The sequence below is a fragment of the Brevibacterium sp. Lmc1 genome (genome assembly GCF_057654315.1).
Genome location: NZ_CM172803.1, coordinates 3633337 through 3657060, shown reverse-complemented (window position 1 = coordinate 3657060; position 23724 = coordinate 3633337). Strand labels below are relative to the sequence as shown.

The 23724-nt window shown below is 63.4% G+C and carries 32 protein-coding genes and 1 tRNA gene; 26 read left to right on the top strand and 7 right to left on the bottom strand.

The window, feature by feature from the left end; translation table 11 throughout:
* Positions 1 to 63: 63 nt before the first annotated feature.
* Together AC239G_RS16440 and AC239G_RS16435 are read right to left on the bottom strand one after the other, a co-directional pair.
* A complete protein-coding gene (locus AC239G_RS16440) occupies positions 64 to 2412 on the bottom strand; it encodes an FAD/NAD(P)-binding protein (RefSeq protein ID WP_487489320.1) in 2349 nt (782 codons plus the stop codon).
* Positions 2409 to 4931, bottom strand: a complete 2523-nt coding sequence (locus AC239G_RS16435; RefSeq protein WP_487489319.1) for an LCP family protein — start codon at positions 4929 to 4931, stop codon at positions 2409 to 2411. The genes AC239G_RS16440 and AC239G_RS16435 overlap by 4 nt, the downstream gene beginning before the upstream one ends.
* A 375-nt stretch (positions 4932 to 5306) precedes the next feature.
* On the opposite strand from AC239G_RS16435, the gene AC239G_RS16430 reads away from it, so the two are divergent.
* A tRNA-Ser gene (locus AC239G_RS16430) sits at positions 5307 to 5395 on the top strand.
* Between the two features lie 95 nt (positions 5396 to 5490).
* Here AC239G_RS16430 and AC239G_RS16425 read toward each other — a convergent pair.
* The 5 genes from AC239G_RS16425 to AC239G_RS16405 form a co-directional block, all read right to left on the bottom strand.
* Positions 5491 to 6558 carry a site-specific integrase gene (locus tag AC239G_RS16425; protein WP_487489318.1) on the bottom strand — a complete coding sequence of 356 codons (1068 nt, stop codon included), beginning with the start codon at positions 6556 to 6558 and terminating at the stop codon, positions 5491 to 5493.
* Positions 6559 to 6591: 33 nt separating this feature from the next.
* A complete protein-coding gene (locus tag AC239G_RS16420; RefSeq protein WP_487489317.1) occupies positions 6592 to 7023 on the bottom strand; it encodes an ImmA/IrrE family metallo-endopeptidase in 432 nt (143 codons plus the stop codon).
* A gap of 39 nt (positions 7024 to 7062) precedes the next feature.
* Entirely contained in the window at positions 7063 to 7485 is a 423-nt protein-coding gene (locus tag AC239G_RS16415; RefSeq protein WP_487489316.1) for a PIN-like domain-containing protein, read from the bottom strand.
* Positions 7472 to 8092, bottom strand: coding sequence for a DUF433 domain-containing protein (locus AC239G_RS16410; protein WP_487489315.1), 621 nt, complete (start codon positions 8090 to 8092; stop codon positions 7472 to 7474). The genes AC239G_RS16415 and AC239G_RS16410 overlap by 14 nt, the downstream gene beginning before the upstream one ends.
* Before the next feature lie 69 nt (positions 8093 to 8161).
* A complete protein-coding gene (locus tag AC239G_RS16405) occupies positions 8162 to 8785 on the bottom strand; it encodes a hypothetical protein (RefSeq protein WP_487489314.1) in 624 nt (207 codons plus the stop codon).
* 278 nt (positions 8786 to 9063) lie between these two features.
* On the opposite strand from AC239G_RS16405, the gene AC239G_RS16400 reads away from it, so the two are divergent.
* The 25 genes from AC239G_RS16400 to AC239G_RS16280 all read left to right on the top strand — a co-directional run bounded on the left by AC239G_RS16400 (position 9064) and on the right by AC239G_RS16280 (position 23694).
* Entirely contained in the window at positions 9064 to 9321 is a 258-nt protein-coding gene (locus tag AC239G_RS16400) for a helix-turn-helix domain-containing protein (protein WP_487489313.1), read from the top strand.
* On the top strand, positions 9318 to 9509 hold the full coding sequence (locus tag AC239G_RS16395; RefSeq protein ID WP_487489312.1) for a hypothetical protein: 192 nt from the start codon (positions 9318 to 9320) through the stop codon (positions 9507 to 9509). The genes AC239G_RS16400 and AC239G_RS16395 overlap by 4 nt, the downstream gene beginning before the upstream one ends.
* Positions 9509 to 9733, top strand: coding sequence for a hypothetical protein (locus tag AC239G_RS16390; RefSeq protein ID WP_487489311.1), 225 nt, complete (start codon positions 9509 to 9511; stop codon positions 9731 to 9733). Before AC239G_RS16395 ends, AC239G_RS16390 begins: the two co-directional genes overlap by 1 nt.
* Positions 9734 to 9774: 41 nt before the next feature.
* The gene (locus tag AC239G_RS16385; protein ID WP_487489310.1) at positions 9775 to 10137 is read left to right on the top strand and encodes a hypothetical protein; all 363 of its coding nucleotides are present in this window, start codon (positions 9775 to 9777) and stop codon (positions 10135 to 10137) included.
* The gene (locus tag AC239G_RS16380; RefSeq protein WP_487489309.1) at positions 10137 to 10406 is read left to right on the top strand and encodes a hypothetical protein; all 270 of its coding nucleotides are present in this window, start codon (positions 10137 to 10139) and stop codon (positions 10404 to 10406) included. Before AC239G_RS16385 ends, AC239G_RS16380 begins: the two co-directional genes overlap by 1 nt.
* Positions 10407 to 10523: 117 nt before the next feature.
* Positions 10524 to 11312: a phage antirepressor N-terminal domain-containing protein gene (locus AC239G_RS16375; RefSeq protein ID WP_487489308.1), complete on the top strand. Its 789-nt coding sequence runs from the start codon at positions 10524 to 10526 to the stop codon at positions 11310 to 11312.
* Positions 11309 to 11521 (top strand): hypothetical protein, encoded by a 213-nt coding sequence (locus tag AC239G_RS16370; protein ID WP_487489307.1) that lies wholly within the window; start codon positions 11309 to 11311, stop codon positions 11519 to 11521. Before AC239G_RS16375 ends, AC239G_RS16370 begins: the two co-directional genes overlap by 4 nt.
* A complete protein-coding gene (locus tag AC239G_RS16365) occupies positions 11518 to 11745 on the top strand; it encodes a hypothetical protein (protein ID WP_487489306.1) in 228 nt (75 codons plus the stop codon). Before AC239G_RS16370 ends, AC239G_RS16365 begins: the two co-directional genes overlap by 4 nt.
* Positions 11742 to 12266 carry a hypothetical protein gene (locus AC239G_RS16360; RefSeq protein ID WP_487489305.1) on the top strand — a complete coding sequence of 175 codons (525 nt, stop codon included), beginning with the start codon at positions 11742 to 11744 and terminating at the stop codon, positions 12264 to 12266. The genes AC239G_RS16365 and AC239G_RS16360 overlap by 4 nt, the downstream gene beginning before the upstream one ends.
* A complete protein-coding gene (locus AC239G_RS16355) occupies positions 12260 to 12691 on the top strand; it encodes a hypothetical protein (protein WP_487489304.1) in 432 nt (143 codons plus the stop codon). Before AC239G_RS16360 ends, AC239G_RS16355 begins: the two co-directional genes overlap by 7 nt.
* On the top strand, positions 12688 to 12843 hold the full coding sequence (locus AC239G_RS16350; protein WP_487489303.1) for a hypothetical protein: 156 nt from the start codon (positions 12688 to 12690) through the stop codon (positions 12841 to 12843). The genes AC239G_RS16355 and AC239G_RS16350 overlap by 4 nt, the downstream gene beginning before the upstream one ends.
* Positions 12844 to 12993: 150 nt before the next feature.
* Positions 12994 to 13272 (top strand): hypothetical protein, encoded by a 279-nt coding sequence (locus tag AC239G_RS16345; RefSeq protein WP_487489302.1) that lies wholly within the window; start codon positions 12994 to 12996, stop codon positions 13270 to 13272.
* Positions 13269 to 14096 (top strand): hypothetical protein, encoded by an 828-nt coding sequence (locus AC239G_RS16340; RefSeq protein ID WP_487489301.1) that lies wholly within the window; start codon positions 13269 to 13271, stop codon positions 14094 to 14096. The genes AC239G_RS16345 and AC239G_RS16340 overlap by 4 nt, the downstream gene beginning before the upstream one ends.
* Positions 14093 to 14218: a hypothetical protein gene (locus AC239G_RS16335; protein ID WP_487489300.1), complete on the top strand. Its 126-nt coding sequence runs from the start codon at positions 14093 to 14095 to the stop codon at positions 14216 to 14218. The genes AC239G_RS16340 and AC239G_RS16335 overlap by 4 nt, the downstream gene beginning before the upstream one ends.
* Entirely contained in the window at positions 14215 to 14571 is a 357-nt protein-coding gene (locus tag AC239G_RS16330) for a hypothetical protein (RefSeq protein WP_487489299.1), read from the top strand. The genes AC239G_RS16335 and AC239G_RS16330 overlap by 4 nt, the downstream gene beginning before the upstream one ends.
* Positions 14572 to 14928: 357 nt before the next feature.
* Positions 14929 to 15261: a hypothetical protein gene (locus tag AC239G_RS16325; RefSeq protein WP_487489298.1), complete on the top strand. Its 333-nt coding sequence runs from the start codon at positions 14929 to 14931 to the stop codon at positions 15259 to 15261.
* A complete protein-coding gene (locus AC239G_RS16320) occupies positions 15258 to 15554 on the top strand; it encodes a hypothetical protein (RefSeq protein WP_487489297.1) in 297 nt (98 codons plus the stop codon). The genes AC239G_RS16325 and AC239G_RS16320 overlap by 4 nt, the downstream gene beginning before the upstream one ends.
* 277 nt (positions 15555 to 15831) lie before the next feature.
* Entirely contained in the window at positions 15832 to 15963 is a 132-nt protein-coding gene (locus AC239G_RS16315) for a hypothetical protein (RefSeq protein ID WP_487489296.1), read from the top strand.
* Between the two features lie 27 nt (positions 15964 to 15990).
* Positions 15991 to 17166: a hypothetical protein gene (locus tag AC239G_RS16310; RefSeq protein ID WP_487489295.1), complete on the top strand. Its 1176-nt coding sequence runs from the start codon at positions 15991 to 15993 to the stop codon at positions 17164 to 17166.
* Entirely contained in the window at positions 17163 to 17495 is a 333-nt protein-coding gene (locus tag AC239G_RS16305) for a VRR-NUC domain-containing protein (RefSeq protein WP_487489294.1), read from the top strand. Before AC239G_RS16310 ends, AC239G_RS16305 begins: the two co-directional genes overlap by 4 nt.
* Positions 17496 to 17497: 2 nt before the next feature.
* Positions 17498 to 18262, top strand: a complete 765-nt coding sequence (locus tag AC239G_RS16300; RefSeq protein ID WP_487489293.1) for a hypothetical protein — start codon at positions 17498 to 17500, stop codon at positions 18260 to 18262.
* 853 nt (positions 18263 to 19115) lie between these two features.
* Complete coding sequence (locus tag AC239G_RS16295; RefSeq protein WP_487489292.1) at positions 19116 to 19430, top strand: hypothetical protein; 315 nt, start codon at positions 19116 to 19118, stop codon at positions 19428 to 19430.
* Complete coding sequence (locus tag AC239G_RS16290; RefSeq protein WP_487489291.1) at positions 19411 to 21096, top strand: hypothetical protein; 1686 nt, start codon at positions 19411 to 19413, stop codon at positions 21094 to 21096. Before AC239G_RS16295 ends, AC239G_RS16290 begins: the two co-directional genes overlap by 20 nt.
* Before the next feature lies 1 nt (position 21097).
* Entirely contained in the window at positions 21098 to 22567 is a 1470-nt protein-coding gene (locus AC239G_RS16285; protein ID WP_487489290.1) for a phage portal protein, read from the top strand.
* A complete protein-coding gene (locus AC239G_RS16280; protein WP_487489289.1) occupies positions 22564 to 23694 on the top strand; it encodes a hypothetical protein in 1131 nt (376 codons plus the stop codon). Before AC239G_RS16285 ends, AC239G_RS16280 begins: the two co-directional genes overlap by 4 nt.
* Positions 23695 to 23724: the final 30 nt, after the last annotated feature.

The window sequence follows — 23724 nt, the reverse complement described above, 5'->3', positions numbered from 1 at the left end:
GGGTGGAGACGGGCCTGAGCCGAGCGTTCTCGGTAACTGGTGTCCGGGGAGAGCCTGCGGGTCTCAGAGGAGGTCGAGGATCGCCTCGGCGGCTGCGTGCGAGTCGTTGAGCGTGGCCGCGTTCGTGCCCGGGTTCGCTGCGATCGCCAGCCCCCACTGCTTCGACGACAGCTGGATCGACAGAGCGAACCGGCGCGGGTGGACGTTGCCCTCGACATCGATGGTGCGGTACGGCCGAGACGTGAGTGCGAGTCCGTTGAGAAATTTCTCTCGACCGTCGTCCAAGGTCAGGCGGGCCGCGGTGAGCTGACCGCGTTCGAGCATTCCGTAGAGCAGGACATCGGCAGCGCGCGAGACGGAGTTCGTCGGGGACGCGGCATCGATGACGACGCTGCCCGTGATCGCTCCCGCGGCCTGCGCCGAGGTGACCGTGAAGATCTCTGGCCGCGGCTTCTGCGCCTCATTGGTGAGTCCCTTTGCTTTGGCAGTGGTGCTATCGACCCCGTCCGGGCGTGCGGCGATGCCGGAACTTGCGGTCTCTGCCTCAGCTTCGGGCGCCTCTGGATTCTCGCGGAGAGCGTCAGGGTTTTCTTCGATGCGCATATCGGGGCCGATGAAGGATACGATTCCCGCCTCGGCGAGGGCGATGAGTTCCGCGATCCGCTGCGGGGGAGGCCCATCGCAGATGCCGGAGACGAAGCCCTCGAACCAGCCGAGGATCTCCATGTCGATGCTCACGCGGTCGATGTGACCTGCGACGATGAGCTCCTTGAGCAGCAGCCGGGACTGCCATAGCACGGTGAAGAGCGCCTTCTCCGGGCTGCCGGTCGGACCTGCCAGAGAGTTGCGCAGGTCGGTGCGCAGGAAATCGAGCATCCACTCGTGCAGGGAACCAGGCTCGCCGGGTTCGCGGCTGGTGAAGAGCTCACCTTCGAGCGGGTTGAGCAGGGTGTGCAGTGACATGCGGTCGGCAGGATCGGGCACGAGTGCCTCTTCGATCTCCGACCAGGCGAAGGCCTCACGGGTGACGCGGCCCTGACGGGCGGCATCCTCGGTGGCCGTGGCGCCGGCTGTTCGTGCAGCGCTGGACGTGGCCGTGGCGCCGGCTGTTCGTGCAGCACCGGACGTGGCCGTAGCGCTTGCCGCGGCGCGAGCGGGCGCAGCGGTCCGAGCCTCGCCAGCACCGACTTCGCCCGACTGCGGGTGGGTTTCCTGCCAGGTGCGCCGGGTCAGGTGACGTGAGACGGCTTCGCCGATGGCCTCGCGCAGCTGGCCGGGGTCATCGGCGAACGCTTCGGGACGGACCTGGGAGAGCGTGTGATAGTACGCCAGACGCAGGTCGGCGAGGATGAGCGGCCACAGCTGATCATTGAATCGGGCACCGGCCTTGCGTTCCCCGTCGAGGTGCTCGATCCCGGCGAGCAGAGCGATATTGTCCTTCGTGAAGTACCGCAGGGGCCAGTCCCGCCGAGGATGTTCATGACAGATCGGTTTGCTGCGGTACGGGATTCCGCGTCGTGATCCCAGCGCCAGCCGCGGTTCGTCACCGCTGGGCACATACCGCAGCAGTCCGCCGGGCTGCGTCTCATAGCGACCGCCGCGCTCATGAGTGAACAGGGTCTGCAGGTCGAAGTAGTTGAGCCCCATGCCACGGACGATGACCCGCTCACCGGGGGCCACCTCGGTGACGGGGGTTTCCGCGGGCAGACCCTGCGGCAGGTACAGCCCGCCGCCCAGTTCGGCGAAAGCGGCGAGGCGGGCGCGCTCCTCCGGCTGGGCGCTGGGGATGTGACCGACGGCGAGCACGACGGCGCTGGCGACGATCGTCGTGCCGTTCTGGCAGCGCACGAGCTGCTCGGGGACAGTGGCCCGTGAACTCTCTGTCACCGATTGGGGGAGGTCCATCGCGGGCAGGTCGATGACGGATTCGGCCTTCGTCGGGTGTTCGACGATCTCGATGAAGTCCGGTGCGCCCTCGCGGATGCGCCGGTAGGCGTCGCGGAGGTAGCGGCCGTAGAGACTGCGGCTGGGGAAGGTCGAGTGCAGCGGTTCGGTGCCGCCGTTGGCAAGGTACCACTCGGCCATGGACGGTCCGGTCGGTGCTTCTTCGGGGCCGAGGAAGCTGCAGCTGGAATCGGGGAAGACGGTCTGCTCGGCGATGGTGGTGTTCATCAGCAGAGACTCGGGCTGGTCGGTGCGCCACACGATTCCCGCGCCGGGCGGGTACGGGTCGATGAGGTGGATGGTCAGCGCGGTCTCGGTGGTGGCGTCAGCCGCGCTGCGGGACGCGCCGACGGTGCCGGCGAAGCGTTTCGCAGCCAGAGCCACGAGCCTCTCCAGAACGGTGAGACCTCGCGGTCCGACGCCGATGATCGCGACCGCGGGGGCGGGAGTCTGTGGAGCCTGACTCACCCCTGCTCGCCGGTTCCGCCGTTGGGCCCGGGGTAGCCGGGGAAGTCGTCACCGGGCTTGAAGCCCTTCGGGTAGCACTTGCCTTCGGCGTTGGGCTCACCCGGCGTTGCCGTTTCGGTGGCGTCCGCCTCGGCGCCGGCCTCGTCCGTGGAACCATCCGCGGAATCGGCCGGTTCATCGGTGGCGGTGTCTTCGGTGCTGTCCTCGGTCGAGCCGGTGCTGTCCTCGGATTCCTGGGACTTGCTGCCGTCGTTCGTCGGCTTCGGTGTCTCCTCGCCGTCGGACGCACCCTTGACTTCGCCGAGGATCCACTTGTGGAGCACATCGTAATCGGGGTCGTAGGTCGGGGTGACGTCATTGTTGATCTGGACTGTGGTGACGTCGCCCTTCTGCATCATCATGGCAAGTTCGATGAAGGCCGGGATCTCGTTCTGTGGGATCGACGTGGCGATGTTCCGCGTCGCGGAGTTCGCGAGCTTCGGATAGGCCGTGGCGATCTCCTGCGGGTCGATCTGCTCGAGAGTGGTCTTGAGCATCCGCTGCTGACGGCACATGCGGTCGTAGTTGTCGCTGCCTTCACGGGAGCGGACATACCAGAGTGCGTCCTTGCCCTTGAGCGTCTGCGGGCCCGGATCGACCCAGCCGTAGATCTCGTTCTTCACACCCGACATCGATTTTCCGCCGCCCATCGGGATCGGGCGTTCGACGTCGATCTTGACTCCGCCGATGGCGTCGACGACGTCTTCGAATCCGGCCATGTCGACCGAGGACCAATAGTCGAGCTTGAGACCCAACGAGCCTTCGACGGCCTGCATCGTCGCCCACATGCCCGGTTCGAGTCCGTGCGGGTTTCCGATCTTGTCGGGGTTCTGTTCGCCCCACTGCCATACGGCGTTGATGAGGTCCTCGGACGAGTCACCGGAGGGGCGGAATCCGTCGGGCCACGCCTTTTCGAGTTCGCTGCCTTCGGGGAAGACCGGGAACGCGAGGTTACGGGGCACGGAGATGAGCGCGGCGTTGCCGGTCTTCGTGTCGATGGAGGCCACGAGCATCGTGTCCGGGCGGGTGCCCTCACGATCGTCGCCATTGTCGCGGCCCATGAGGAAGACGTTGATATAGGGCTTGTCCGCCCAGAGGTCTTCGGCGCTGTGGGCCTTGCCCGTGCTGTCGCCGAAGAGGCTGGCCACCGTGTCGGACTGCACGCGGGCGAAGACCGAGCCGACGCCGAGCGGGATGCCGATGATGAGGGCGAGGGAGACGACGAGGACGCCGGCCATCTTGTTCTGCCAGGGCCGGTATCGGTGTCCGCGGCGCAGCCCGAGGTGGGATACGACCATCACGAGGATCCAGATCACGGCCACGAGCACGGCGGCGATGGCGAGGAAGTTGAGCAGCGAGGGGCTGGCGACGATCGTGGCGATCGCACGCACCGGTCCCTTGACCAGCAGGTAGACGAGCCCGACGAGCAGAGTGAGGACGAAGAGACCGAAGACGATGAGCCCGGCGGGCCGGAAGCGTGTGCGCAGCAGTCCGACACCGGGCAGCAGGGTGCTCAGTGAGGTCCAGCCGACGAGGCTGGGGAACGATTCGCCGAGGCGGGAGGAATGGCGGCGGGCCCGTCCCGGTCCGTGACCGGTCGACTTCTCGCCGTGGGCGGAGCCGTTCTCGTCGGCTCCTCTCGCGGCAGACGATGCGCCGGTTGCTGCCGCAGTGCCGCCCGCACCGACCGCTGCTGCGGCCGCGGCGCTGCGCGCGCCCCGTGTGGCGGATGACTTCTTTCGGCCCCGGCCTCGGGATTCGGCCGCGTGCCGTTTACGGGCGTCGCGGCGAGTCGTCGGAGCGGAGCCCGTATCGGCGTCGTTGTCCGTGTGGTCGAAATCGTGGGAATCCCTCGCCGAGGCGGCCGATTCGTCCCGTGCGAAGGTGCGCGGAGCATCGTGGGCAGGACCGCGCCGTGAGCCGGCGTCCGGATCATCCTGTGTATTCGAGCTTGCTGCTGCGGCCACTCCGGCGGCAGAGGCTCCGCTTGCGGCGGCAGCTCGCAGCATGCGGGCTTCGCGGCGAGTGCGTGGGGCGACCGGGCGCGGAGGCGGTGCATGCGGCGAGCGGGTCGCTGATCCTGTGTCACGGGTGCTGTCGCCGAGTCGATTGTCCGACTGCTCTCCGGATCCGCGAGAGCTTGTGCGGAACGAATAGTCGGATCGGGCGTCGGCGGACCGTGTGGAGTCCTGACCAGAGTTCTGGCCGGGGTTGTGGTCCGAGTTCGTGCGGGACCGGCGAGGATTCACCGCCGAGGTCGGCAGCTGCTTGGAGTCACGACGCTGGGAGTCCGAGCGGCGAGGCTCAGACTGCCGAGAATTCTGCTGCGGCGAGCTCGACTGCGGTGTCGAGTCGCTTTCACTGGCGGCGGTGTCGCCGCGGAACCGGGGGCGAGAGGAGGCACGGAGCCGACGACCTGTTGTCTGGGAATCGGGGTCGCTCCCATACGGTCCGCGCTTGTCAGGGGGAAACTCTGGCAAGTTGTCTACTCCTCAAAAACTGTCTGCTCGTGCAATACGGCCCGCTCGCCGTTCTCGTTTCCGGCACAGGGCACACCGCGGCTATCGGTTTTCCGACCGGTGTTTCTGCGAGGATCTGAGACCAGACCGCAAAGCACATCACGCCGATTTTACGCCTGGACATTGATGAATGCTGGAATTCCGGTGTGGGGGAGCGGTACAAAGGGGACGTTCGGCCCGGATTTGCGCCCGTCACGGGTCGGTTCGACTATGACGAAGCCCACTCTCCGCGGTTGCGCTTTGCCCTGGATGGCTCCTTTCCCTTAGGCTGTATCCCGTAGTGCTGGAGGGTCTGTCGGTATGCATTTCGCCGAGGCGGATCGCAGCATTGCGGATGGAGTCGTGGCTGAGCGGCCGAAAGCGTCACCCTGCTAAGGTGAAGTCCTCCAATAGGGGGACCGTGGGTTCAAATCCCACCGGCTCCGCAGAACGGGTAGCCCCCGCGTACCGCTAGAACAAGCGGAACGCGGGGGTTTCCTTATTCCCGGATTGTGCCCGTTGGGCACATTTTGGGCACAATCTACTTCAACGCAGACAAGCGTGCGGCCTCCATAGCATCGGCCACGAGGTCGAGATCCGAGTCGAACAGATCGCTGTACACGTCCAGCGTCATCGCCGCCGACTTGTGCCCGAGCATCCGCTGCACAGCCTTCACGTGCGCCCCGGACTGCACGGCCAAAGACGCTGCCGTGTGTCGAAGGTCGTGCGGAGTCACCTCGGGAATGCCGGCCTCGAGCACGGCGGTCCGCCACCACGACCGCTTCGACGTCGACGCACGCGGCGACCGCCGATAGTTGCCCTTCGCGTCGGGGAACGCGATCCCCGGCCACTTGATGCCTTTGAGCTCATCGGCGAGGAATTTCGGCAGTGGCACAGTCCGCAGCTCGTGCGTCTTCGGTGTCCCCAACACGACGCGAGACCCCACCTGCACGGCGTTCCGGTTCACCGAGATCCGCCGTCCCACCGGATCAATGTCGGGACCGTGCAGGCCGGCGAGCTCACCCCACCGTAGACCGGTGTAGGCGAGGACGTTCACGATCACACCCAGATCACCCGCGGCGGCCGCGAACGCCGCCACCTGTTCGTGAGACAGGTAAAGGCGCGGCTTCTGATCCTTCCGCGGCAGAGCCACCTTCCCGACGTTGTTCACCACGATCAGCCGCTTCGCCACCGCGTCATCGAGGATCCCGTTGAGGATCGTCACGCACCGAGACGCAACCGACCGCGACCGGCCCATACCCGACACCCAATCCTCAACATCGACACGGTTCACATCCGCGATCGCAGTCTGCCCCCACCGCGGCTCCACGTGCGTCCACCACGTCGACCTCATCGTGTAGTCATACGATTCCTTCCAGTCCGACTGCCGGCGAATCCACGCGAGACCCAGATCCCCGACCTTCGCCCGACCCAAAGCCTCGGGAATGAACGTGCCCTGCAGCTTCGACACCTCAACAGTCGACGCGAAGTCGCTCGCCTCACGCTTCGTCGTGAACCCGCGCTTCTTCGTCTGCTTCCCGTCCGGCTTCCGATACCGCACCATGTACCGCCGGCCAGCAGACGTCTCGTACGCAATCACCTGTGCCATGGTCAGCCCTTCCGTGCACCGGAGCCGGTGCAATCAGTCGGCGCCGCGCTCCCATGCGCTCGCCTTGAGTTGTTCTACGGTTCGTCGTTCGTCGGGGGATAGGTGGTCGAGACGGTCGTGGAGGACCGCTGGCGTCACCCATAGGCTCTCGGCCCACTCCTCGACGCTCAGTGCGGCCTTCCACGCCCGAAACAGGAGTCTGGTGGGGATCAGTCGCTCTGCGGTGATCTGTCGCACCTGCGCCTCGATTCGGGAGTTCTGGCGGCAGGTGTGGCCGTGCTCGATGTGGATCAGTTCGTGCTGCAGGGCGCACCGTCGTTCGACCTGCAGGAGGTTCTTGGCCATCCAGATGATGTTCCGGCCGTTGGTGACAGCATGGACGGGAGGGGGAAGGTCATCACGCCACGAGACGGCAACAGTGTCGAGCTCGCGCAACGCCTTCCACGGGTGTGGAAACACGCTCATGCATTCGGACAGTAGTTCGAATTGTTAGGTGAGTCGAATTCAGAGAAGTTCAGATCTCGGAACGGAAGCCTTTGCCATGGGCTTCGAATAAATCCGGAACGCTGTGGGATCGGAGGGCCACTCTGCGAGGATCTGAGGCATTGCGCTAATTACTGCGGCCGTGATCTGGCTGATCTGAGCGATTCCCTTAGCCTGGGGCTTCGGGACGCCGATCCAGTGCAGTCCAGCGTTACGGAGCGCTGCGCGTTCGTCGTCATTTGTATCGATCTGGGCAAAATCGCTGGTGATGATTCCGGCAAATGACAGCGCGCTCAAGTGCTCGATGAGCGGGACATCCTTCATGCCGTGAGTGCTCTCTTGATAGCCAGATCTGATCATGAGGTTGCGGCGGAACATCTGCTCAATGACCGGGCCGATCGTTGGAGGGAGGTTCTCATCGATGAATAGCTTATGCCGTTTCACGAGAGCCTCCCTCCACGATGTCCGAGAAGTCGACTGCATCGCTAGCAGCCTGCCTCGAAACACCGGGGTAGAACTCTTGAACGTCTTCCGGGAAGACCGTTTCCATATCCACCAGGTCCGAAACTAGGTCGAACGGAACACGAGTGTTCTTGATTGTCGGCCAGCCACCGAGCCGAGAGTAGGAAACCTCAACGTTGCGGTGGGGGTTGTTGAAGTTGACGACTTCCTTCCCCTTCCAGCCGGAGAACGCTTGAGTGACTTCCTCGAACGTGTATGCCATCAGGTTGCCTGGCTGTCGAAGGAGGTCCATTGCCTGGTCATCGCGTTCAACGACGATCGTTCCGTCGATCGCGCCGAAACGGTAGGCAGATGGGTGCGCCGTTAAATCGTGTAGATCGAGATTCTGGAACACTTTGGCAATGCGCTGGGCTGAGTGTTCGGCGCGGAGCCGTGCAATCGATCGCAGCGCCACGAGGTCACGGAACGAGTACAGCGGCGGTCGCTTCTTCCGAACCTCGGGTACGACGATCTCTTTGCGACGTAGATTCGCAAGTTGGGACTTTGTGAGCCCTGTGAGGACCGACGTCATATTCACCGGAAACGACATGCTATTCACCTCCCTTCGGGTGTCGCGTCGTACTTCGAGTATCCCAAAGTCGCGCGCGTGACACGCCGTCTAGCTTTCGTCTTCATCATTACTGGGCTGATACGCAGCGTGTTTCATGATCTCGTCGATCGACGCATCATCGGCCTCGTCCTGTGCTGCGCTCGCCTCGGTGGACGGGCCGCGGAGGTGCCGGATGTTGTCGCCGGCACCGTCGTTGATCGATTCGTGGTCGAGGTCTCCACGAGCTCGGCCTCCGAATGCACCGAGCCCGTCGTCTGCTCCTGTGACCGGCGTCCCGCCGGCGTCTGTATGTGGGGTGGCTTTTCCATCGCCATCACCTGCCCTCTTGGCTAGTTCGCCAACCTGCTGACCGAGGTCGCGGAACGTGTCCCGGACTGTCGGTGGGAGGTTGTCGAATCCTGGAATGCGGACTTGGTCTCGGTCGTCGTCGGACACGTTGATGCCGAGCGATCGTGCCGAGGCCTTGATGATGTCCAGTGGTGACACCTTGCATCCGCGGGCGAGCCCGTTGATGGTGTCGGGATCCGGGAACGTCCTCAGTGGCTTGGTGGCAAGCTGGTGGAGACGGCCGGCGCCGGGCACTCCGCCGCACGCCTTCGACATCGACTCATAGCTGTAGCCGAGTCGAGTCTTGGCGTCCGATATCAAATCGGCGAGCAGCGGGTTCATCATGTCTCCAGCTTCAGCGAGGGTGCAGGTGGTGGCAACTCCACAATCTTAGGCAGTGCCTAACCGCAAATCTCCCATATTGCGGCAGTAGATGCCTAACAACACGACTAAGTTTTTTCGTCTCCCGCGCCAATACTGGGCGGCGGGCGCAACTTCGCTGTTGACAGAGTGCCTAGGAATAGTAGATGATCTATCTATCAGCACTTGACGTAACTGCCTAGAGGGGGTTTCAATTGAGCTACCAAAGAACAGCCAGGAAGAGGTGGCCATCCGGAATGAGGATGAAACTAGTCGCCCGAGATTCGCTGATCGACCGCATGGAGAGAAAGGGATTCTCCAATCGACGATTGGCCAAATACTCGGAGGTCTCTCCGGGCACGATCGACAACCTCGTCATCGGGCGAACGCAATCAGTGAACCGCGGCAGGACAGCGGAGCTGATTTGCGAAGCGCTCGATGTCCCAATCGACGTCTATTTTGTGCCCGAAATATCAAGCAGCGATAAACGAATCAACAAGTACCAGAGGACGGCGTCATGACTGACTATGCAGCTCTCGCAGAACACCGCGACGACACGTACCGCGACTTTGCCGTCATGCACGACCTCAGCGCCTACGACCTCAATCGTCTCGAGGAACGCGGCACCATCGACGGCCCGTACCCGATCGACCCGGTCCCGTTCGAAGTCTCCGGCGATGCGATCGCCAGGTACAAGGCGAGCCACTGATGACCGACTCGACCGTAATGAAGCGCGTCCTCAAACCAGCCGAGGCCGCCGAGTACATCGGAGTGCCGGCCAACACCCTCGCGTCGTGGCGATACCTCGACCGCGGAGACGGGGGAGGGCGCTCGCCGAAGTGGATCAAGTCGCGTAACGGTGCAGCGCAGAAGTGCATCGGGTACCGGCTCGAAGCTCTCGACGCGTGGCTCGAAGAGAGCGAATCAGCATGACCGGCCACACCGCTACCGACAAGGACAGGAAGTGTTCAACGATGACCACACCCACCCCCGCCACTCCCGCCACCATCCGCAGGAACTCCACGATCAACCAGGCGATCACCGACGCTGAACGTCTCGCCGCAGTCCTCCGCCAATACCGCGGCGCGCAGCGCGACGGGTTCCCAATGTCGCACCTGGCACGCATCGAAGCCGTCCTCGAGCAGACCTCGAACAGCGTGTTCGACATGGTCGCCGGTGAACGCCGCGACCTCGTCGAAGCTGGCATCGCCGCCGAGGAGGACGAACGCCTCCGCCTGGCCGCAGCGTGGCCCCTCCGCCCGGTTGGATTCCGCCCGGAACCCACCCTGCCGGAATCGGCAGTGCTGCGTTCCGTCTCAGCAGGAGACTGCGACTGATGCCCCGCGCCGAGTTCCCCACCGAGCAAGAGCAGTCCCGCCTCGACGCACTGTTCAACATGAAGCTCGCCACGAAGCACCGCGTCGAGGCCCTGGCCAGAGAAATCGGTGCGGCCCCACTCAACGGCCGTATGGACTCGGACAGCATCACCGCGTTCGAGGACACACTCCTGAGCATCTACGACGAGGCAGAAGCATCGATCGCCGCGCTCCGACTGATCACTGAAGACGAGGTCGTGTCGAAGATCCGGCAGAAGCCGACCCCATGAACCGGGTGGGTCCCGGTGGAGGGGGAAGCCCCGGGGCCTGCTCGCAGCCATTGCACATGAAGAAGCCCCCAGCAGTGGAGTGCTGAGGGCCAGAGACACCAGGAAGGTGATCAACCAATGTCTACGAACATCGTATCAATCCCGTTCCACGAAACACAGATCATCGCGATCGAAGAAGACGGCACCCATTGGGTCAGCGTGCGCCACGTGTGCGAGTCCATCGGCATCGCCTTCTCGAAGCAGCTGCAGAAGCTCAAGACGAAGTCATGGGCAGTCGTGTCCCTCAAGGACACAGCTGGCCGCGACGGTAAGACCTACGAGATCACCATGGTCGACCGCAAAACGTTCACCATGTGGCTCGCCACCATCGAAACCTCCCGAGTCAAAGACGACCGCGCTCGCCGCATGATCGAGCAGTTCCAGAACGAAGCCGCCGACGCCCTGGACGCCTACTTCAACGACGGCGGTGCGGTGAATCCCCGCATCAATGTCGAGCAGGCACAGCACCTCGGCGGAATGGCTCTGGCTCAGGCGCAGCTGAACCTCATCCAGCAGGCCACGTCGATCGCTCAGCTCGACCCGGTGTACGTGACGACGATGACGACCCTCGCATTGGAGAAGGGACTGAACAATCGCCCCGACATTCCGTTTGAGCATCGGCCCCTCTACACCGAGGACTATCTCCGGGACCAGGGAGTCTCTGGCAAGGCACTCAAGTCGATGCGCTCCACGTTCGGACGTGCCGTGTCTGCCGAGTACGAACGCCGGTATGGGGTGAAGCCGATGAAAGCGTTCGGCGAGGTCGGGCACCGTGCCCGCCAGATCAACTCCTACACCGAGCAGGACCGGGGCCTGTTCGACGACGTGTTCAATGCGAAGTTCGCAGAGCAGGGAGTCCTGGTATGAGCGCCGAGACCACCGTGCGCCGGTTCCCGCGTGAGGTGTACTTCCTTCGTCGACTGCTCACCATCTACCTGCCGATGATCGTGATCGGCATGGCCGGATACTTCTACTCCTACTCGATCACCCTCACCGCGAACGGTCTCTCCGCCCTCACCATGCTGTGGGTCATCGGGTGGGTCGGCATCACCGCCAAAGACGGGAGCCGACCATGAAGCGCCTCACTCCGGCCCCGTTCCGCATTGTGCAGGAGAAGCCGAAGGGCCATGTCCAGTTCCATCACCGGTACTGGGTGATTTGGGAGTGGAACGACGCGAAGGGGAAGTACGAGTACTACCTCTTCACTCTTAATCGAGACCGTGCGTTCTCGCTCCTCGAAGAGGTGCTGCGTCGCCGTCGCATCCGTGCGCTCGAAGACTCATTGGAGGTGCCCTGTTGACGAACACACCCGGGCAGATCGACATCTTCGAGATGATCCGCAAGCCTGCCGACAACAAGGAACGGAAGGTCATCGACGCAGCGTCCGGCCAGACCGACCGGGTGATGTTGAAGTGGCCTGCCGGACTCTCCGAATGGTACGAGGACCACTCGACTGACTGGTGGTACGGCGAAGAGGAATGCATCGGGTGCCGCCAGGTCGAGGCCCGCAAGGCTCTCACGATCGGCCACGGAGTCCAGTTCGACGAAGACGGCAACCAGTACCTGCCGGGCGGGCCACGCATGGCGGAGCACGGCGTCTGCATGCTCATGTCGTTCGTCGCAATGCGAGCCGACATCGCCCAGAAACTCGCAGACAACGACCCCAGATACGACGCCTGGCGACGCCAATGCCACAAGCACGAGCACCCCACGAAACGGAAGAAGTGTCCACAGTCCCACTTCGCTGAGGAAGCCGAGCACAGCGCTCGCCTCGCCACGAAGGTGTGGGGGTCGGACGCATGGAAGGAACGAGCATGGTGAACACCACGAAGGAATGCAAGACCAAGGGCTGCACACGCACCGTGCACGCGGCCGGCATGTGCCGGGTCTGCCGGAACAAGCACCTCGAAGCGACGATGCGGCCGATCGGTGACGCGAAGATCCGAGTGATCGAGCTCGTCGCTCACTACGGCACCGTGAACGCTGTCGCGAAGCGGGTCGGCGTCGCCGGGAACACGATCGCACGCGTCTACCGGGGCGAGATCGCCTCTCGCATCACGAACACCGCGTACGCCGCGATCATGAACCATCAGCCGGTCGGCGACCCGGTGCCGGCCCACCATAAACCGAACAGTGACCGTGCCTCCTGGGCAGACGCTGCCGAGTACGCACTCACCCCGGAAGGGCGAGCCTTCGTCGCCCACTGCATGGCCCCACCGAAGTACCGAGGGAAGGTGCCGGCATGACGATCCCGAAAGTCGAATCCGCCCGAGACAAATGGGGACACTGCACCCACTGCGGCATCACCGTCATCTCGTGCAAGGGCCTCACCCGAGACAACGGCCGAGGTTGCTGCGAGAACTGCACCCATCAGGAGAAGACCGATGCCATTGCTTAAGAACTGCTCCCACAAGTACTGCGACCACCCCGTGTTCCCCTGCCAGTCCTGCAACACCACACCACTGGCGTGCACGGCTGGGCAGAAGAACGGTCGCGGCTGGTGCTGCCCCGACTGCCGACACACGCGCAAGAAGGAGACGAACTGACCATGGCCACTGCAACAAACACCATCCAGAAGACCGACCACGAGACGATGCTCACGATCTTCCAACTCATCACGAAGAGCCGAGTAGACCCCAGCAACGTCGTCGCCGGGTCGCTCCGAGTCGTCGACGCAGGCAACGACGCCCTCATCGTCGAATTCGACCACATCGTCTACGACATCAACGGAGACAAGGTCAAGAAGCCCGAAGGCGGTGTCCTAACCCGGACCCGAACCTTCCATATCCCCCTCGGCTACGAGCTCACCGAGGAGGAGACCCAGTGAACGCGAAACACGACGCTGACGACCACCTCGCCGTCGTCAAGAACTTCATGGACGGCAAAGAAGCCAGAGAGACCCGCCGCATCACCCGCGACCTCGGCGCACGCATCAACCCCATCCACCTCACCTCGGCGCTCGCCGCCGTCCTCCCACACGTCGCGAAGGACGACGAGTCCGGCAATCACCATGTCGGTCTCGTCTTCACCTACGACAACGTGCTCCTCCTCGCCTCATCGGGGCGCACATCGATCGTCGCGAAGACCCCGGCCCGTGACGGTGCCCGAGTCACCGGTGACGTGGTCGCGGACTCGATCATCCTCACCCCGGTCATGGCCAAGCAGCTGATGGGGTTCGCCGGTCTCACGCCGAAGGAAGCCTGGGACCCCGAAGTCGAACTCACTGTCACCGGTACTGGCCCGGACAAGATCCGCATCCGCGCCACCGACCGCACTGGGCTCTTTGAAGGCAAGTCCCTCACTCTCCCCGTCCAGGAGCCGACGCAGAACCTCGCACGTACCGCGAAGATCCTCGAATCCATGGCCGCCCAGAACCCACGCGCCACCCGCACCTACGCTGCGCCGGCTGAGTGCCTGGAACTGTTCGTCACATCGGCGAAGAAATGGGGCACCGACTTCGAAGTCGACTCCATCACCGACAGTCTGTGGCGGGTCACTGCCGACGGCCTGTTCTACGGCCTCATCGCCTCACCCGCTATCACCGACAGCAACGAACAAGCAGCCCTCGCCGATGACCGTCAGAAGACCCGCTCCCGTTGGTTTGCCGACCTTACTGGTGTTGGCCAGGAGCTCGTGAAGGGGTTCCAGTGATGCTCTCACTCCTCGACAAGCTGCTGATCCTCCCCGCACATATCTGGGTGTGGATCATCAACCACAACATCATCCCCGCCAGCGTGTGGGACCGCCTCATGGTTTGGAGGACCCGCAAATGAGCTACAGCCTCGCAATCTCACTCTTCACGATCCTCGTCTCAGCCGTTTCGGTGGCCATGGTCATTCGTCTTCGCCGTGTATACCGGCGCCGGGTGCTCGAGCTCGAGGCCAAGCTAGCCGCCCATGAGCTCTCCGAGGCGTTGCGAAGCGGTTTTGCCGCCGCGCTAGCTGCTCGGGCGGGTGCTGACCTCGTCGAGCCGATCCGTGTTGAGGACATCAAGTACGGCGACAAGGTGTGCTGGCGACAGATGGACGGATCGAACCACCAGCACTACGTGGCCGGGTACGACGGCGACCCCGGCCCCTCCACTGACGGTATCCATGCCCGCAAGATCGTTCCGAAGGGACTCTGACGATGACCGAGGCGGAAGCGCTCACCGAGCTGGCTCGGCAGAAGCGGATCGAGAACATGATTCGCTTCCATGAAGCACTCGACTCCAAGAGCAGAAGAGCACGAAGCCTGCGAGACGACATCAGCAGAGAGCTCGAACAATCGTGATGCAATTCGGGCACGAGGAATGCCCACACGAGGCGATCACGGAGAAGGTCCTGTGCGAAGCAGAACCCCGTCTTGTGTCGTTCCGATGCCACCACGAACACAAGGACCCGATCTTCATCAATGAAGACCTGTCCCCTGAAACGGTCGGCTGGCACTGCCACTGCTGCGGCCGAGTCTGGGTCGACGAAACCTATGTGAAAGGACCACCGCAATGAGCGACGAACTCAGGAGCCGGATCATGGGCGTGCTACGCAAGCACAAACTGTCCCATCCAAGAGGCGGAACGGCGGCTGGGGCGTGGTGCGAATGCTCATGCGGGACAGTCGAAACCACATCGTCCAGAGACCACGCTGGGCTTCTAGCCCAACGCCACCAGGCCCAGGCAATCATCGACGAGTTCGAGCTGGCCGTGGAGACGCACGTCGATATAGGCGCACTGCCCGACCACCTGCAAGGTGTGTGGATGGACGATCCCGCATTCCGTGAGTGGGAAGCCAAGCAGCCACGAAAGACCCGCATCGTCGGGAAGTGGGAGAAGCAATGAACTGGGAAGACGAAGCGTTCGCGGAATCCGCCAATCGAGGAAACGCCGCCACGGGACCGGAGACGGGCGAATTCGTAGACGGCGCGAAGTGGCAGCGCGATCAACTCCGCACCGACGAGGCAGTCGAGAGGCTGGCGCTGCGGCTCATGAACATGATGACACCATTCGACGAATGGCCGACCAACAAAGAACTCGGCGGCGGACCGACAGGCGACTGCGACGTTGAGTTCAAGCAGGCATGGATGGATGAAACCCGCGCCGCGATCACCACACTACTCGGGGAGGACGTATGACTCGGTACGCGCAAGGCGGACACACCGGGCCGACGATGAGTGACTACGTGCCGACAGTGGAGGTCGTGCGAGACGCTGTGACATTCCCGAGGGAGCGCCTAGGCGAGCCGCGGCCGATCAGCGGAGAAGCGTTCGACCGGTTCGTAGCGAAGATCAAAGCGGATGCACTGAGGGACGCGGCAGACGAATGGCGAAAGCATTTGCTCACAACGGATGCGAGCTACGTGTGCGCCGAATCGTGGCTTACTGTCCGCGCCTACCGGATCGAGGAGGAAGCATGAGTGCGACCCCACGCAGCCCAGACTGCCGCGACGGCAACTGCCGCAAGTGCGACGGCCAAGCCTGGGACGACACCACCGACGCGCTCGCCTCATGTGGCTGCACGTGCCACCTCGAACCCACCCACTGATCAACACCACCACAGGAGATAACCCGGATGCCTTGGCTCAGGACTGGCGACACCGCCGCTAACCACCCCGTCGTCCTCAGCGTCCTCGAAGACAAGAGGGTCGACGACCGGCTGGTCAACGAGGCATTCGGGTTCGTCCTCCGCTGCGCCTTGCAGTCCACCGCCCACCTCACCGACTACGTCATCAGCCACGGCACCGCCGTGCAGATGGCAGGCCACTCACGGGCCGCCGAGCTGATCAGTGTCGCTATTGCCGCCGGCTACCTCACCGAGGTGGCTGACGGGGAAGGCCGACGCGCCTACAAGCTCATCGAGGACGACACCTTCATCCACATGCGAACGAGAGAGGAGATCGAATGGGAACGCCAACGCAAGCTCGACAACTCGAACCCTGCACTCACGATCCCCGTGCGCCTCCGCGACGGTGACGCGTGCCGCTACTGCGGCCTCGTCGTCAACTTCCAAGGCGACCGACGCGGCCAGAAAGCAGGAACGTACGACCATCTGGACAGGCAGGTGCAGTCACCAAAAGACATGGTGGTCGCCTGCGGCAGATGCAACGCGGCCCTGCTCGATGCGCCGCGGGCTCATCGTGAGAAGCAGATGATGCCCCCGCCGAAGAAGCCCTACTTCAAACCGAAGACGTTGGAGTGGTTGCGCACCCACGAGTACGTGATCACCCACGACATCGTCCTCCCCGACACTGCCGAAGCCGACGTGAGAGCCGGGCGTGTACCGCCCGGCCGTGACGCCGGCACCGCAGCACAGAGGACACCTGAGACACCTGCATCCCGGTCCGAGGGACAGCCCGCCACCCAGGCGGAGCGTGACCCCGCGGGAGACGTTCACCGGCCCGAGGGACCGCACGGCAACTCGTCGTGTGATGACCCCGCGGTGAACACAGTCTGGTCCGAGGGACTATCCGCCACCCAGGCGGAGTCAGACCCCGCAGACACCGGCTCTGGACCGAAGGGACCGCCCGACACCAGCCAGTCGGAGTGTGACCCCGCAGAGCCACCAAGCAGGTTCCAGCAGGTTCCAGCAGGTCGTGTGCATCCAGGATCTGGATATGCCGGGTCGGGTCGGGACGGTAAGGGTTCGGTACGTGACGGTACTGGCAGGGCTGGGTCTGGACGGTCGGCGCCACCTGTTGCCCTTGTGAACTCTCCTGCTCAGAAGAAGCGGAAGAGGAGGAAGCGGTGAAGGTGCAGGATTATCGGGCTCTCCAAGCTAAGGCGATGTCGGAGACCCAGCTGCAGGATCAGATCCTCGAGCTGGCCAAGAGGATGGGTTGGCTCAGCTATCACACCTTTGACTCGAGGAGATCGACGTCTGGCTTCCCAGATCTGGTGTTGGTACATCCGAAGCAGAAGCGTGTGATCTGGCGTGAGCTCAAGTCTGAGAAGGGTGTGACCTCGTCGGAGCAGAAGGTGTGGTTGTCCAGCCTGTTGCTCGTGGGTGAGGACGTGGATGTGTGGCGGCCCCGCGATTGGGTGAGTGGTCGTATCGAGAAAGAACTGAGAGGACGTTGACGATGTGGGATGCCCGTGATGTTCGGTCTGCCTCACTGCCGGACCTGGTGCGCATGTGTGCTCCGATCGTGCAGCAGTTGGAGGTGACGAAGCTGAGGCAGGATGCCACCACACCGCAGGGTGAGCGTCGGTCGTCGGATGCTGTGCCGATGGTGTTCCGCATTGGTGCCGCCGAGGTGGCTGATCGGATCACCGAGGTGCTCAGGTCGATGCTCGCTGCTTGGGTGTCAGAGCAGGAGCGGCCAGTGCATCGGATGCTGACTGTGCCTCAGCTCGTGGCCAGCCTGGATCCGTTGCGTGACTGGGTGGTCAAGCATGCGCAGGCTGAGGCTTGGCATGATCGTCTGCTCGAGCAGTGTCTCAAGGCATTGGAGCAGATAGACATTCCACCCGAGCGTGTGTTCGCCGGCTCATGCCCGAGTGCCGGCTGTGGTGTGGAGCTGTGGCCGGTGATGGGTGAGGACGTGACGGTGTGCCCGAGGTGCAAGGCCCAGGTGGATGTGCGTGCTCGCAGGCGTGAAGGACTCAGGCGCATCGAGGCATACGAAGCACCGCTGTCTCGTGTGGTCGACACACTGCGTGCAGCTGGTGAGCAGATCAGCTATGAGCAAGCACGCAAGTGGACGAGTCGTCGTGATGTTCATGATCGCGTGATGCTCAATGCTGTTGGTCAGGATCAACGAGGCACGAAGCTGTATCGCCTCGGTGATGTTCGTGCAGTTCTGACTCGAACGACACGCCGCAAGGCACGATCCTTGCGGGCATAGACTTTCAGCCATCTGTCCCATACAATTCTCGTAGAGTCACCAGAGGTGGCGATGAAGGTCTGACACGGTTCATCCGGTCAGGCCTTCTGTCATGTTCGGAGGCAGTCGATGAAGAAGGTGTGCAACGGCAAGGGCTGCCCGAACCTCGTGCCCAAGGGCGTGAGGCTGTGCGACGACTGTGCCCGTGAGGCCGAGCGGTTGCGTGGCTCGCCCACAGCCCGAGGCTATGGTCGCCGGCATAAGCGCACCTTCCGTGAGGCAGTCCTCGCACGAGACCCGATCTGCATCCTGTGTCATCGTCGACCATCCACCGAAGCCGATCACTATCCTCGCTCACGCCGTGAGCTCGAGGACCTTGGACTCAACGCGAACGACCCGAGCTTCGGGCGGGGCCTGTGCAAGCCGTGCCACTCAGCGGAGACAGCAGCCCACCAGCCCGGAGGGTTCCGGCAACTCAACTAGGCAAGTGGGTCCTGTCGGTATAGACCACGGGGGGTGACCCCCTCGACCCTCAATCCCCGGTACCGCCGGGGAGGGTTAAATAACCGGCGACGGGTTCAAAAAATCCCGAAACCCCAGGTCAAGGCGGGTGCAATTCTTGGACTTCGCGGGGCGCAATGCCTCGTCGTGATGGTGCCGCAAGGGTGCCGGAAGTGAGGTATCGACCATGGCATCAGGAGGTGCACGCGCACGTAGCGGCCCGCCGGCCGACTTGAATTCGTACCGTCAGCGTCGAAACGAGGACGGGTGGATCAAGCTGCCCGAGCGTGTTGACCGCCGGCGGACTCCGAACTGGCCGCTCAAGCCTGGTCTCACTGAGCGTGAGCGCGAGTTGTGGCGACAGTTCTGGAAGATGGGTCAGTCCATCGTCTGGGAGTCTCAGCACCAGCAGGTGACGCTCGCGATCTACGTGCGTCTGCTCGTGTCGATCGAGACGGAGAACTTCGACGTCCCGGCTTCGCGGCTCACGCAGATGCGCATCATGGCCGAAGACCTCGGCGTGAACCTCTCCGGCATGGCCCGTCACAAGTGGCGATACGCCTCCACGGAAGAGCTGCAGAAGAAGTCCGAGGAGTCGGCGCCGGCCGCCGAGGCGAAGCCGCGCAAGTCGACCGCTCAGCAGATCGCGGATCTCTTCCCGTCTGCGGGTGACGACGGTGCAGGCTGATCGGAAGGTCCCGCGCCCGAACTACTCGATCCCTCACCCCATCAAGACGATGGGGTACTTCCTCGCCGACTGGCTCGCCAATCACGCCGTGGTCCCGGATGGGGACATGTCCGGTGAGATGTTCGAGCCGACGATCGATCACAAGATCTTCCTCGCCAACCACTACATCGTCCGCCCAGACGCGCAGCGCGGTGAGCGCGCCTCAGCGTTCCACTACCAGCGTTCAGCCTGGGTGGCTGCGCAGAAGGTTGGAAAATCGCCTGGAATCGCCGGGCACGCGCTGATCGAGTTCGTGGGTCCGTCTCAGTTCGACGGGTTCGCTACCGGCGGTGAGACGTACCGGTGCGCCGAGCACGGGTGTCCTTGCGGGTGGGAGTACGACTTTATGCCCGGTGAGCCGATGGGCCGACCCAGGGCGACTCCCCGCATCCAGCTCGCCGCCGTCGTCGAAGATCAGGTGGAAAACACGTGGGGCGCCCTCGTCCCGATGATCGACTTCGGGCCTCTGGCCAACATCATCCCGAAGACCGGTGAGGAGTTCATCCGCCACCCGAATGGCAACCGCGACTCAAAAATCGAGATCGTCACTTCGAAGGCCGATTCGAAGCTCGGTGCGCGAATCTCTGCAGCATTCCCAGATGAGACGGGCCTGTACACGGACTCGAACAAGATGCGGAAGTTCAACCGCACCCTGATCCGTGGTCTCGGCGGCATGGGCGGCCGGATGGTCGAGTCGTCGAACCCACCGGACCCTGCCGAGAGCTCGTGGCTGCAGAAAGACACGATGGAGTCCGGCCTCGACGACGTCTACGTCCACCACTTTCCGCCGCCGAAGCATCTCGACTTCGAGAAACCGGATGAGCGGATGCAGATCTTCCGCTACAACTACCAGTTCTCCCCCTGGGTGGACCTTCGCAGCATCGAGAGAACCGCGAAGGACCTCATGCGGGAACACCCCGCCGAGGCGGAACGCTTCTACGGCAACCGCATCGTCGCCGGCTCCGCGCACTGGATCAAGCAGACCGTGTGGGACCTCCGCGCAGCCGAACCTCGCGTCGAGGTAAAGCCGCGCACGAAGATCTGTCTCGGATTCGACGGTTCGGAAACGAACGACTGGACCGGTTTCCGCGCCGAGACACTCGACTTCCACCAGTTCACGCCGAGATACCACAACGGCAACCGCGCCACGATCTGGGACCCGCGCCAGTGGGACGGCCGCATTCCTCGCCTCGAGGTCGATGCGGCGCTCGCCGACATCCTCTCTGAATACGAGGTCGTTCGCGCCTACTTCGACCCGTTCGGTTACCGCACGGAGCTCGCTGAGTGGTCGGCGAAGTACGGCGACGTGATCGTCGAGTTCGCGACGAACCGTCTCGGCCAGATGTGGGAGGCGCTGGAAGCGTTCAAGATGACCGTCACCGACCCGGAGTCGGAGTTCTCCCACGACGGCGACCAGACCGTGTCCATCCATGTCCGTAACGCTGTCGAGTCCGCTGTCGGCGGGTTCGGGAAGTACTACATCAAGAAGGCATCCGAGGATCAGAAGATCGACCTCACCATGTCTTCGGTCCTAGCCCACCAGGCCACGCTCGACGCGGTGAAGTCGGGTGCGAAGAACACGAAGAAGTCCACGATCTACACCGGCACATCGACGAAATGGAGGTGACATGCCAACTCTCTCCGTTGAGAAAGCAGAGCAGGTGACAGACCAGCTCTCGCAGGCGTTGCAGCTGCGCCGCGGCGACATCACGAAGCGCATGAACTACCTCACCGGAGAGACCGGCCGTCTCCGCTTCGCCTCGGACAAGTTCAAGGAGAGCTTCCAGCAGCGCTACAAGGGCTTCACCGACAACTGGTGTGCCCCGGTCGTGGAGGCCGTTGGTGAGCGCATGGTCTATCTCGGTCTCCGTCCGGCCGAGAAGCTGGGCGCAGACACCGGATTGGCACGCGCCTGGGAAGCCACTGGCGCAGACGCGGGCATCCAGGAGGCGCTCGCTGTCCGTTCGGCGGCCGCACGCGCTTTCGCGCTCGTGTCACCCACGGACCGTGTCGATCGGCCCCGCATCACCTTCGAGCACCCCGAACAGACCATTGTCGACGAGGACCCGGCCACCGGGGAACGACGTGCAGCTCTGATCATGTGGGCGGACGACAAGTGGGAGTACGCCACCCTCTACACGGCTGACGAGGTGTGGAAATTCCAGCGCAGCACATCGGAAGACCGCGAGGCACGTATGGGCCGCCCTGTCGATCTCGGCACCGGGTGGGAACCTCGCCACTACAACACCGACGACACTTGGCCGGCGCGTAACCCGCTCGGCCAGGTCCCGATCGTGGAGATGAAGAACCGGTCGTTCCTCCGCCCTGATCAGCCGATTTCAGAGATCTCGGGTGTCATGGCAATGCAGGATGCAATCAATCTCACCTGGGCGTACCTCCTCAACGCTCTCGACATGGTGTCCCTGCCTCAGCGGATCATCACCGGCGCCGACGTCCCTGAGGTCCCGATCCTGGGCGAAGACGGGCAGATTGTCGGACATCGACCAGTGGACCTCGACAGCCTCACCGGCGAGAAGGTTCTCTGGGTGCCCGGCCCCGACGCGACGCCCCATGAGTGGTCGGCCGCGCAGATCGGCCCCTTCCTCGAGGTCACCCAGCAGGCCGTCGAGCATATCGCCGCGCAGACCCGCACTCCGCCGCACTACCTGTCCGGGAAGATGGTCAACACCGCCGCCGAGGCGCTGACGATCTCTGAGGCCGGTCTCGTGTCTAGGGCCCGCCAGTCGATCCTCTTCGTCAATCAAGACGTACGCACCATCAACTACCTCACCGCGCTGGCCATGGACCGTTCGGAGAAGGAAGCCGACGCGATCGCCGCCGGCACCCCGATGTGGGCCGACCCGCAATACCGATCGGACGCGCAGCGCGCCGATGCTCTGCTCAAAAAGAAGCAGCTCGGCTACCCCATGAAGTACATCCTCGAACAGGACGGTCTGCCTCCTCACGAGATCGACCGTGTGATGAAGATGATCAAGGAAGAGCAGGAACAGGATCCGCTCGGCGTCATCAATAGCTTGGCCACGACCGGAAACCCCGGAGTGTTCAGCATTCCCGACACGGCCGAAATTGACCAATGAGCATCGCCGGCGTCATGAAGGAGGCGGACCGCCACAAGCGGACCACTGAGGAACTGACGTCTGCCGCCTTCGCCCGGGCCGGAACCGCATGGAAACGAGTCAATCCCGGATCCATCGTGAGCTCATGGCAGGCGCTCTCCATAGGAGTCGTCGGCGCAGTCATGATCGCTCAGAGCGAGACGATCATCAGCAACGAGGACTATCTCGACTACGCGTTCAACGACCAGAACATCGACGGGCTCGACGCGCGACTGAAACCCAGCACGATCGTCGGCACAATGCCCGCCACCGGAGCGACTCTCGATGCGGCGCTCGCCGGTGTCGCCTACCACGCCCTCGATCACATTGGCCGCGGCTACTCAGTGCGGGAAGTCATGGACGGTGGAATGCTCGAGCTCTCCCGCTTGATTCAGTACGCCGTCGCCGATGCTTCTCGGGCCTCCGCCCAAGTACGGATCGGCACGGCCCAACAGAACGTCGGATACACGCGAGTCGTGTCCGCCGGGTGTTGCGCTCGCTGCACGGTCCTCGCCGGCCGTTTCTACCGATGGAACGAAGGCTTCAAACGCCACCCGAACTGCTTGTGCCAGCATTTCCCGGTAACGTCTATGGTCGCTCCTCAGACTGCCACAGACCCATACCAGCACTTCAACGCCCTCTCCGAGTCCGAGCAGGACCGGATCTACACAAAGGCCGGTGCCGAGGCGATCCGCAACGGTGCCGACATCTACCAGGTCGTGAACTCCCGCCGTGGCATGACCGAGTCGGGTCGGTTCACCAGCGAGGGTGCCGGCAAACGAGGCTTCTATCGCACCGGGTCTCAGGCTGGGCGTTCTGGGCGTCGACGTCTCTCTGTCGGGGAGATCATGCGCCGAGCGGACGGCAATAAAGACAGGTTCGCTCAGATGCTCACCGAGTACGGCTACCTCACCGAATACGGGCAGGTCAATGCCGGTGCGATCTTCGGGGACCGAGAAGGATACGGACAGTTCGGTCGTGGCGGTCGCCGTGTTGGAGCGAGAGAAGCGGTGAAGAGTGCTCGCCGTACTGGTGTCCGTGACCCGCGCAGCCGGTACACGATGACCGCAGCTGAGCGGCGAGAGTTCGACGCCCAGAACCGTCTCTGACCCACAGATTCCCCGCCTCCACGGCAAGCG

What these genes read in the sequence shown, in the direction of transcription:
- AC239G_RS16320 (WP_487489297.1), top strand. Translation starts at nt 15,258, where the DNA reads ATGAACTGGGAAGACGAAGCGTTCGCGGAATCCGCCAATCGAGGAAAC.
- AC239G_RS16380 (WP_487489309.1), top strand. Translation starts at nt 10,137, where the DNA reads ATGCCCCGCGCCGAGTTCCCCACCGAGCAAGAGCAGTCCCGCCTCGAC.
- AC239G_RS16350 (WP_487489303.1), top strand. Translation starts at nt 12,688, where the DNA reads ATGACGATCCCGAAAGTCGAATCCGCCCGAGACAAATGGGGACACTGC.
- AC239G_RS16420 (WP_487489317.1), bottom strand. Translation starts at nt 7,023, where the DNA reads ATGAGCGTGTTTCCACACCCGTGGAAGGCGTTGCGCGAGCTCGACACT.
- AC239G_RS16315 (WP_487489296.1), top strand. Translation starts at nt 15,832, where the DNA reads ATGAGTGCGACCCCACGCAGCCCAGACTGCCGCGACGGCAACTGCCGC.
- AC239G_RS16285 (WP_487489290.1), top strand. Translation starts at nt 21,098, where the DNA reads ATGCCAACTCTCTCCGTTGAGAAAGCAGAGCAGGTGACAGACCAGCTC.
- AC239G_RS16385 (WP_487489310.1), top strand. Translation starts at nt 9,775, where the DNA reads ATGACCACACCCACCCCCGCCACTCCCGCCACCATCCGCAGGAACTCC.
- AC239G_RS16410 (WP_487489315.1), bottom strand. Translation starts at nt 8,092, where the DNA reads ATGTCGTTTCCGGTGAATATGACGTCGGTCCTCACAGGGCTCACAAAG.
- AC239G_RS16280 (WP_487489289.1), top strand. Translation starts at nt 22,564, where the DNA reads ATGAGCATCGCCGGCGTCATGAAGGAGGCGGACCGCCACAAGCGGACC.
- AC239G_RS16310 (WP_487489295.1), top strand. Translation starts at nt 15,991, where the DNA reads ATGCCTTGGCTCAGGACTGGCGACACCGCCGCTAACCACCCCGTCGTC.
- AC239G_RS16355 (WP_487489304.1), top strand. Translation starts at nt 12,260, where the DNA reads ATGGTGAACACCACGAAGGAATGCAAGACCAAGGGCTGCACACGCACC.
- AC239G_RS16395 (WP_487489312.1), top strand. Translation starts at nt 9,318, where the DNA reads ATGACTGACTATGCAGCTCTCGCAGAACACCGCGACGACACGTACCGC.
- AC239G_RS16400 (WP_487489313.1), top strand. Translation starts at nt 9,064, where the DNA reads ATGAAACTAGTCGCCCGAGATTCGCTGATCGACCGCATGGAGAGAAAG.
- AC239G_RS16295 (WP_487489292.1), top strand. Translation starts at nt 19,116, where the DNA reads ATGGGTCAGTCCATCGTCTGGGAGTCTCAGCACCAGCAGGTGACGCTC.
- AC239G_RS16300 (WP_487489293.1), top strand. Translation starts at nt 17,498, where the DNA reads ATGTGGGATGCCCGTGATGTTCGGTCTGCCTCACTGCCGGACCTGGTG.
- AC239G_RS16390 (WP_487489311.1), top strand. Translation starts at nt 9,509, where the DNA reads ATGACCGACTCGACCGTAATGAAGCGCGTCCTCAAACCAGCCGAGGCC.
- AC239G_RS16425 (WP_487489318.1), bottom strand. Translation starts at nt 6,558, where the DNA reads ATGGCACAGGTGATTGCGTACGAGACGTCTGCTGGCCGGCGGTACATG.
- AC239G_RS16330 (WP_487489299.1), top strand. Translation starts at nt 14,215, where the DNA reads ATGAGCTACAGCCTCGCAATCTCACTCTTCACGATCCTCGTCTCAGCC.
- AC239G_RS16345 (WP_487489302.1), top strand. Translation starts at nt 12,994, where the DNA reads ATGGCCACTGCAACAAACACCATCCAGAAGACCGACCACGAGACGATG.
- AC239G_RS16370 (WP_487489307.1), top strand. Translation starts at nt 11,309, where the DNA reads ATGAGCGCCGAGACCACCGTGCGCCGGTTCCCGCGTGAGGTGTACTTC.
- AC239G_RS16365 (WP_487489306.1), top strand. Translation starts at nt 11,518, where the DNA reads ATGAAGCGCCTCACTCCGGCCCCGTTCCGCATTGTGCAGGAGAAGCCG.
- AC239G_RS16405 (WP_487489314.1), bottom strand. Translation starts at nt 8,785, where the DNA reads ATGATGAACCCGCTGCTCGCCGATTTGATATCGGACGCCAAGACTCGA.
- AC239G_RS16325 (WP_487489298.1), top strand. Translation starts at nt 14,929, where the DNA reads ATGAGCGACGAACTCAGGAGCCGGATCATGGGCGTGCTACGCAAGCAC.
- AC239G_RS16375 (WP_487489308.1), top strand. Translation starts at nt 10,524, where the DNA reads ATGTCTACGAACATCGTATCAATCCCGTTCCACGAAACACAGATCATC.